Below are 7,031 nucleotides of genomic sequence, written 5' to 3' on the forward strand. Positions count from 1 at the left end.
GGCGCGGCCATCGCCCGCTGCGCCCTGCCGCCGGATTGGCCGGACCGCCCCCCGTGCTGATCGCCCGCGAAACGCACTGCGCCGCGAGATGCCGCTTGCGGCCCGCCCGGGTGCCGGCTATACCCCCGCTCGCTGGCGAAGCCGCCGGCCTTCGGAGTGTAGCGCAGTCTGGTAGCGCACCACGTTCGGGACGTGGGGGTCGCAGGTTCAAATCCTGCCACTCCGACCAGCGTTTCCCTAGGGAAACCGGTCTTCCCGGCTCAGAGAGCAAAACCCGACCAAACATTCGACCAAACATTGGTCGGGGTTCGGTCGCCGCCTCAGGCCACCTTCTTCCCTCCGCCGCGGCCGCCCAGCGCCGCCCGCGCGCCCTCCATGTGCGTCGCGGAATGGTGGCCGTACCGCCGCTCTATCATTTCGACGGTCATGCCGACGTAGCCGGCGAGCTCCCAGATATCGACGCCGGCCTGCATGCCCCAGGTCACCGCGGTGTGCCGGAGCGAGTGCCGGACGACGTCGTCGCCGAGGCCCTCCTCGTGCACCAAGTTGGCGAACGACTTCTTGGTCGAGCCGACCGGACGCTTCTCGAACTCGACGACGTACCGGTGCCCGAGGACGTGGTGCCAGCGCCAAAGGTGGGCGACGAGGCTGTCCGGCATCCGGACCGTCGGGGCCTTCTTATTCTCGGCCTCCTTGGTCCCGACCGCGTTCCGGTGGAAGATCGCGACGCGCTTGATGACGGGGACCGCCACCTTCCGCTCGTAGACCTGGCCGTCGACGGTCACGGACTCGGTGCGCTCCTCCGTCGTCGTCTCGGTCTTGAGCTCCATCCAAGGCTTGCCGATCTCGCGGACGAACGACGCGCCGCACACCGGTCCCGACCGGGTGCCGGTCCGGAGCGCCACCAGTATGAACCGGGCAAGGTGCCGCGCCGGCCGCCGGGGCATGAGGTAGGTCTCGCCCTTCCGTGGACCGGACCGAATCGTCTGGACCTCGCGTTTGCGCCACGCGCGCAGGAGGAGCCTCGCCGCCTCGTTCCGGGTCAGCCACCTGTCGCGCTCCTCGCCCTTGGGGGGCAGGGTCACCCGGACGGCGTCACGCGTGAGATTGTCGGCGATGCTCACGTTCACGGCCGCCCGCAGATCCTCAAGCTCGCGCCGGGCGCCGCCGGCGGTGACGACGCGCGCCTTGGTCGGCTTGCTGTAGCCGGTGCGGGCGGGCTTGCCGTCCTTCCCGGTCCCGAGACGGCCGTGGGTCTTCCACGGCGTCCCGACGCGGCTGGCCACGTAGGCGGCGCAGGAGACGGTGTCGATGTCGGCGAGCGTGCGCTCGCCCCACCACTCCAGGAGGGCGTAGATCCGCTGCGCGAGCTCGTTATGGCGGGAGACGCCGCCCTTGAGCTCGCCCGTCACCGGGTCGGGGATGCCCTTCTTCGCGTCGAGGTACCGGCTGAGGACCTCCGCCAGCGTCACCTCGTGCGCCGGCCGGCCCTTCGTCATCGGGACGGCCTCGACCGCCTGGATCGCCAGGCTGTCCTTGTAGTCGGCTAGCCGGCGGAGCGCTTCGCGTTCCGGACCTTCGCCAAGGCCGCAGTCAGTGCTAGCGACCTGCTTGCTCCGGTGCATGATGACCCAGACACCGGACCGGTCGATGCCGTCGGTTCCGACGCGGCCGGGGCGGTACCAAAGGTACGGCTCACCTCTTCTGCCAACCCCGAGCTTGCGGGGGCCCTTCTTCCGTCGTCTTTCTGCCACGCGTTCCTCCATGCGCGCAGTTGGGCGCGCGACACCTCAAAGAGGCGACCGCGACGCGACACCTTGAGCTCGCCCCGCCTGATCGCGCCGCGGAGATCCGCGACCGAATAGGCGGGGAAGCCGAACAATCCCTGGAGCTCGGGCGCCCAGACCGCCCGGTGGAGCGCCCATGGCACGTCGTCGCCGGAGGCGGCGAGGATCGGGCGGGCGCCCTCGGAGTGATCAAGAGCGACGTCCAGGGATGTGATCAGGGCGTAAGTCGCGGTCATTGCGTGGAGAATCCTCCAATGTTTGGTCGGCCGCAATCGGTGATGGCCGCCAGGGTTAAGATCGTGGCCCTGGCGGTCCCGGCGCTCGATCAGGCAGCCTGCAGGGCGGCGTGATCGGCGAGGCGCTGGGCGAGGCCTCGGAACCGGTGGGCCTCTTCCGAGGCGATGCCGTCCGCCTTCGCGGCGCACCAGGCGGCCAGCGCCGCCGGGTCGCAACGCAGCGTGGAGCCGTAGCCCTCGTGCGGGCAGCCCTGGGACGTCCACGACCGGACCGACCAGTAGGTCTCCGGCGCGCCGAGGATCTCGGCGATCCGCTGCAGCGGCACCGACCCTGGCGTCACCGGGTCGATGGGCCCCATGGCGTCGGAGACGGCCTGCGCCCTTTCCAGGAGGGCCTCCCGCTCGGCATCCGATGAGACGTCGTTCATGTCGGCGAGGACGTCGATGGCGAAATCCTCTCCGCCGATGCGGAGGGCATGGACGAGCCGGCTGATGTGGCCCGGCCGGGCGTCCGCGGCGACCTGCTCGGCGATGGCGGCGTTGGTCTCGGTTCGGGTCATCACAGGTCCATGTCCTCGAATGCGGCTGCGTCCTCGGCAAGTTCGGCCTCGATGACGGCCTGGGCGGCGCGCTCCCCCGCCACCCGGCCCCGGGTTTCTGTAAAAGTGACCGCCACAGCGCTGCGCCATCCGTCCTGGCGGTCCTTCGTCCAATCGCGATGAACGTCGAGGAGCAGGCCGAACGCGTCCTTCAACAGCGGCCAGCGGGCCATGATGTCCTTGGCGACGTAGAGGGTCGCCCATGTCGCCGGGATGGGGGTGCTGAAATCGGCATCCAGGATCGCGGACAAGTCGGCCGCGATGGCGGGCGCGAGGCGGTCGGCATGGCGCCGGGCCATCGTGGCCGCGTGCTTGGCGGAGGTTCGCAGGCGCTTGTCCATGGCGGCCTGCGCCTCCAAAGGTAGGCCGCGGATCTGGACCGCCTTGCCGCCGATGATGCCGTAGCGCACCTGCCGGTCGGGCATCGTCCAGACTCGCTCGCCGTCCGGTCCGTCGGCCTCCATCAGGAGCCCGAGGTGCAACCCCCACGCGACGTAGTTGCCGACTTTGTCCGTGGCGAACTCCGCGCTCCATCCCCGGGGCACGCGCAGGACTTCGGCCGCCGCCATCAGGTCCGCTCGGTTCAGGCCAGCACGGCCCTCGAACAGGTCGATGAGGACCCAGTTGACTTCGACCGGGTAGCCGCGCAGGTCCCGACCGTAGAGGCGGTTCCGGATCGCCCCGTCGAGGATGAGGGGGAGCGAGGAACCAATGAGGTGCCCGTACTCTGCCATCGGTTTGAATTTATTCCAGCGACGCGGCATCAGTCCCGTCCTCCTATTGCGTGCCACAACACGATGATGCGGGCCCTGCTCCAGATCCGGGCGCACGCGGCCGGATCTGTGATCCCCTCGACGGCCCGGGCGGCGGCGCGCCCGTCACCGGCGACAAGCGCATCCGCGACAGCGTCGACGATGCGGGTCTCCTCCCGCCAGGCATCGAGCGCGATCACTCGCTCGACGCCCGGGCGAGGACGCGCATCCCGGCGACGATGAATTCGGCCCTCGCCAGGAGGGTCTCCCGCTCCGCATCCGACCTGATGTCGGGCATGTCGTTGAACTCCTCGATGGCGGCATCCACGCCGCCATCGAGGATGGCGCGGACGAGAGTGCCGATGTGGTCCGGGCGGGTGTCCGGAGCGGCCTGCTCGGCCAGGTAATCGACGACGCCCTGGGCGAGCTCGTCGATAGTCATCTCGCGGGGCTCATCGAGCCCCATGATCTTGAAAAATTCGGCATCGATGTCGCCAAGGGCGGTCATTGCTTCGGTCGTCATGGCTCAGGTCCTCTCGTGACGGGATGCGGCGGCGTCGGCTCGGAACCAGGTCAGCGCCTCCATCGGCGCCCGGTCCGCTGCCCGGGCAAGGCGCACAGCCAGTGCATGTCTGGAGTTGTCGAGGCGGGGGTGAACGGGCGCCTCGACCACCGGCGTCGCCATGTGCTGAGTCTTGAGTCGGGCGCGGCGGGCTCGCCCGGACAGACCTGCGTCACTCCAGATGCTCTTGACGGTGCCCGCCTGAATTCCGTGCTCGGCCGCCAGGACGTCGACGCCGAGGCCCCCATCGTAGGCCGCGATGACGGCTCGCTCGCGCTTGCTGGGCATGGGCGCCGCCGGAGCGAGGCCGGGACCGAGTGCCGGGAAGACGGCGCCGATGGCGGTCCCAGGCAGCCCGACGAGGGACTCGCGAAGTGCGGCGTCGACCGGGGGGAGGACGTATCGCCCCGTCGCAGGCTGATCCCCCACGAGGGCGAGGGCGCGGCGCAGGACCTCCCCGACGGCGAGCTCGTGCTCACGCCGGCGTTCGATGTTCGCCTTGGCGTCCGTGTCGCCGTCCTTGGCCCGGATGCCCATCATCGTGGCCTGGGCACGCTCCTTAGTGGAGATGCGGACGTAGTCGAGGCCCCGCGTCGGGAAGAGGCCCCGCGTCGAGTTGTGGGGCACGCCCGAGGCGCGCTCTCCGCGTGCCATGCTGCCGAGGGCGTAGCTCGCCTCGACGCAGACTGCGGCGTCGAGATCCGAGAACGCCCGGCGCGTCGCCGTCTTTCGATGCACTACACCTTGAGCGGCGCGCCCGGCCTGCGCGAGGGTGAAGATCGTCCGCTTGTCGAGCCAGTACCAGCGAGCGATGGCCGCTTCGAGCGAGTGGCTCTCCACCAGGGCGGCGACCTTCGCGGCCGAAGGCCTCATGAAGACGTGCGTGTCGACCGTGCTCACGGGCGGCCTCCGTCGAGCTCGACATACGTGACGACCTTGGCCAGCCCGAGGGCGACCAAGATCCTCGGGCCGGGCGGCTTGGCCCCCCGGGCGACGTCCGCGACGTACGTGTGGCAGAGGTCGTGCAGATCGGCGAATGCTCGCATCGATCCTGCCTCCGCTGTCCTTTCCCGGAGCAAGGCGATCACCCTCTCCGTCGCTGGAGTTGTCATTGAATTCGATCCTTCGACTTTCGTAGGAAGTAATGAATCGTCCAGCCCGACCTCCGGGCGGCACCTTGAAAGTCTACACGCCTCCAAATTGGCGTCTACGGGGGTGCGTCACATTAGGCACTAGGTCTGATGGCCTAGTCGGGCGGCCCACAGAGGGGAGGTGTACATAGTACACCTCGGCAGTAGCTTGACGACTACATGCCATCATGCTGGAATTCTGGAAGCCAACAAGCCACCAGGTGCCCCGCCATGCTCTCCCTCCTCCTCCTCCTCATCGGCCTCGCCATTGTGTTGGCGCAGGCCTACGCGAGCGCCGGAAGGCCGCTCCCGGTCGCCGAGGCCATCCCCGTCTCGGCACTGGGCCTCGCGTGGCGCCCGACGCGGGAAGTCAAGACGCGGTTCGGCGACAAGATGTTGTGGCTGGGCTTCGGCGATCCGGCCGTTTTCAAGCGGGCCTACGCCCTGGCTCGCCAGCCCCTGCGCGACGCGGGCTATTCATGGGCGGACGACCGCACCGAAGGTCGCGAGGGCGTCTGGACGCCGTGCTGCTGGGAGCCGGTTCCGTCTGATGAGGCTGCCGCCGAGCGAGCCATCGCCGCCGCCGAGGCTGCAGTCGTGGCCGACGACGAGGCAACCGCGAGGGCACAGGAGCGCTTGCGCCAGCGTGAGATCGAGGAGGCGGAGGCGAACGGGCCCGGCCGGCAGGCGGACATCGACGCGCTGCGGGTCTCGCTCGACGTGCTGTTCTGGGCCTGGCCAAAGGCGAAGCGGGAGCTCGCCATCGCGGTGCTGCAGAATCCCGTGGGCGTCGGAGGGTTTCCGTACCCGGACGTGGCGCACATGGCCCGGCAACTCGTCCGGCAGGTCGACAAGGCCATCGCCAAGGTGCGAGAGCGCATCGCGAAGGACCCCGCACACGACTGGTTGGCCCGGGCTCAGGAGCCGGGCGTACTCCAGGCGGTCCACCTCGGCGTCAAGTTGCTCTGCGGCTACGACGAGGATCGCGCCTCGATCCGGAACGACAGCGGGTGGGGCAAGAGCCATAGCCATGTAGGTCACGTCCTCGGCGCCCTGCCGACGCTCAGCGTCATCGAGGGCTCGCAGGCCTTGTCGGCCGTCTGGAGGCATCGGCGTCAGCTTCGCCCGGAGCTCCGGGCGGAGATCTTCGGGTCGGCGGAGGCGTGATCGTGACCCAGCTCTCCTTCATGGACGCCGTCGACGCGGCCCCCCCGCATCCCACATCCCGCGGCACCTGGTGGTGGCACACCTGGGCGCAGGGCCACATCCTCCCGCCGGGCTGGCGTCCGCCCGCCCGTGGAGCGCATGTCGCCAAGCCGCGGCGCGAGGCCGTGGTCCTGCCCGGCGTCGAATGCACGGATGCCGAACCGGCCATCGCCAAAGCCATCGACACGTGGCTGCCGCCGGGGATGCCGAGCCCAATCATCGGGGTCCACGAGACGCGACGCGCCGAGGACGGCACAATTTACGCGTGCCTGGAGGCCTGGGACGGAGGCCTCAGTCATGTGTCAGTGCGAGACGGCGTCCTCACGTGGGGGCACGTCCCCACAACGGGGGCGCTTGTCCAGCGGGAGGGCACGATGGAATGGGACCGCATCCCGGCCGGTGAAGCCTGGGACGTGGAGGCCCAGGACTGGGGGTTGCGCTCGGTTTGGTCGGTGACGTGGAAGCCGGGTGATGTCGTCCCGCCGGGCAGGTTACCGCCTGTCGCTGGGGAAGTCCTGCCGGGGTTCCCTTCCTGCCACGATGGCATGGTCGATGAGCAGATCGCCACGGTTGTCTGGATGGCCCTCGCGGAACGCAACACTGAGGGCGTCCCGTTTCCGTTCGAGGACGTCTGTAAAGGGCGGACCAATTCCAGGCCGCTGTGGCGGAGTAAAACCAGGCCAATGGCGGCCGCAGCTTGAACGATGAAGGGGCCCGATCGGGCCCCTTCATCGTTTATCGCCGACCATGAGGCTCAAG

The 7,031-nt window shown here is 69.2% G+C and carries 9 protein-coding genes and 1 tRNA gene; 3 read left to right on the forward strand and 7 right to left on the reverse strand.

What is annotated here, in order from left to right:
* Positions 1-152 precede the first annotated feature (152 nt).
* Positions 153-229 (forward strand) — tRNA-Pro (locus FV223_RS16425).
* 91 nt (positions 230-320) lie between these two features.
* Here the strand turns inward: FV223_RS16425 and FV223_RS16430 are convergent.
* The 7 genes from FV223_RS16430 to FV223_RS30505 form a co-directional block, all read right to left on the reverse strand.
* The gene (locus tag FV223_RS16430) at positions 321-1,625 is read right to left on the reverse strand and encodes a hypothetical protein (RefSeq protein WP_147728040.1); all 1,305 of its coding nucleotides are present in this window, start codon (positions 1,623-1,625) and stop codon (positions 321-323) included.
* A 487-nt stretch (positions 1,626-2,112) separates the two neighbouring features.
* Positions 2,113-2,583 (reverse strand): hypothetical protein, encoded by a 471-nt coding sequence (locus tag FV223_RS16435; protein WP_147728041.1) that lies wholly within the window; start codon positions 2,581-2,583, stop codon positions 2,113-2,115.
* Positions 2,583-3,386 (reverse strand): hypothetical protein, encoded by an 804-nt coding sequence (locus tag FV223_RS16440; RefSeq protein WP_147728042.1) that lies wholly within the window; start codon positions 3,384-3,386, stop codon positions 2,583-2,585. Before FV223_RS16440 ends, FV223_RS16435 begins: the two co-directional genes overlap by 1 nt.
* Complete coding sequence (locus FV223_RS16445; RefSeq protein WP_246689701.1) at positions 3,386-3,574, reverse strand: hypothetical protein; 189 nt, start codon at positions 3,572-3,574, stop codon at positions 3,386-3,388. The genes FV223_RS16440 and FV223_RS16445 overlap by 1 nt, the downstream gene beginning before the upstream one ends.
* Positions 3,571-3,897, reverse strand: coding sequence for a hypothetical protein (locus FV223_RS16450; RefSeq protein ID WP_147728043.1), 327 nt, complete (start codon positions 3,895-3,897; stop codon positions 3,571-3,573). The genes FV223_RS16445 and FV223_RS16450 overlap by 4 nt, the downstream gene beginning before the upstream one ends.
* Positions 3,898-3,900: 3 nt before the next feature.
* A complete protein-coding gene (locus tag FV223_RS16455) occupies positions 3,901-4,836 on the reverse strand; it encodes a hypothetical protein (RefSeq protein WP_147728044.1) in 936 nt (311 codons plus the stop codon).
* Positions 4,833-4,982 (reverse strand): hypothetical protein, encoded by a 150-nt coding sequence (locus tag FV223_RS30505; RefSeq protein WP_187276160.1) that lies wholly within the window; start codon positions 4,980-4,982, stop codon positions 4,833-4,835. The genes FV223_RS16455 and FV223_RS30505 overlap by 4 nt, the downstream gene beginning before the upstream one ends.
* Before the next feature lie 315 nt (positions 4,983-5,297).
* Here FV223_RS30505 and FV223_RS16460 point away from each other — a divergent pair, with 315 nt between their 5' ends.
* On the forward strand, positions 5,298-6,233 hold the full coding sequence (locus FV223_RS16460; protein ID WP_147728045.1) for a hypothetical protein: 936 nt from the start codon (positions 5,298-5,300) through the stop codon (positions 6,231-6,233).
* A 2-nt stretch (positions 6,234-6,235) separates the two neighbouring features.
* On the forward strand, positions 6,236-6,973 hold the full coding sequence (locus FV223_RS16465) for a hypothetical protein (RefSeq protein ID WP_147728046.1): 738 nt from the start codon (positions 6,236-6,238) through the stop codon (positions 6,971-6,973).
* The last annotated feature ends 58 nt before the right edge of the window (positions 6,974-7,031 follow it).

Origin of the sequence: Methylobacterium sp. WL116, assembly GCF_008039455.1 — a bacterium.
Classification (GTDB): Bacteria; Pseudomonadota; Alphaproteobacteria; order Rhizobiales; family Beijerinckiaceae; genus Methylobacterium.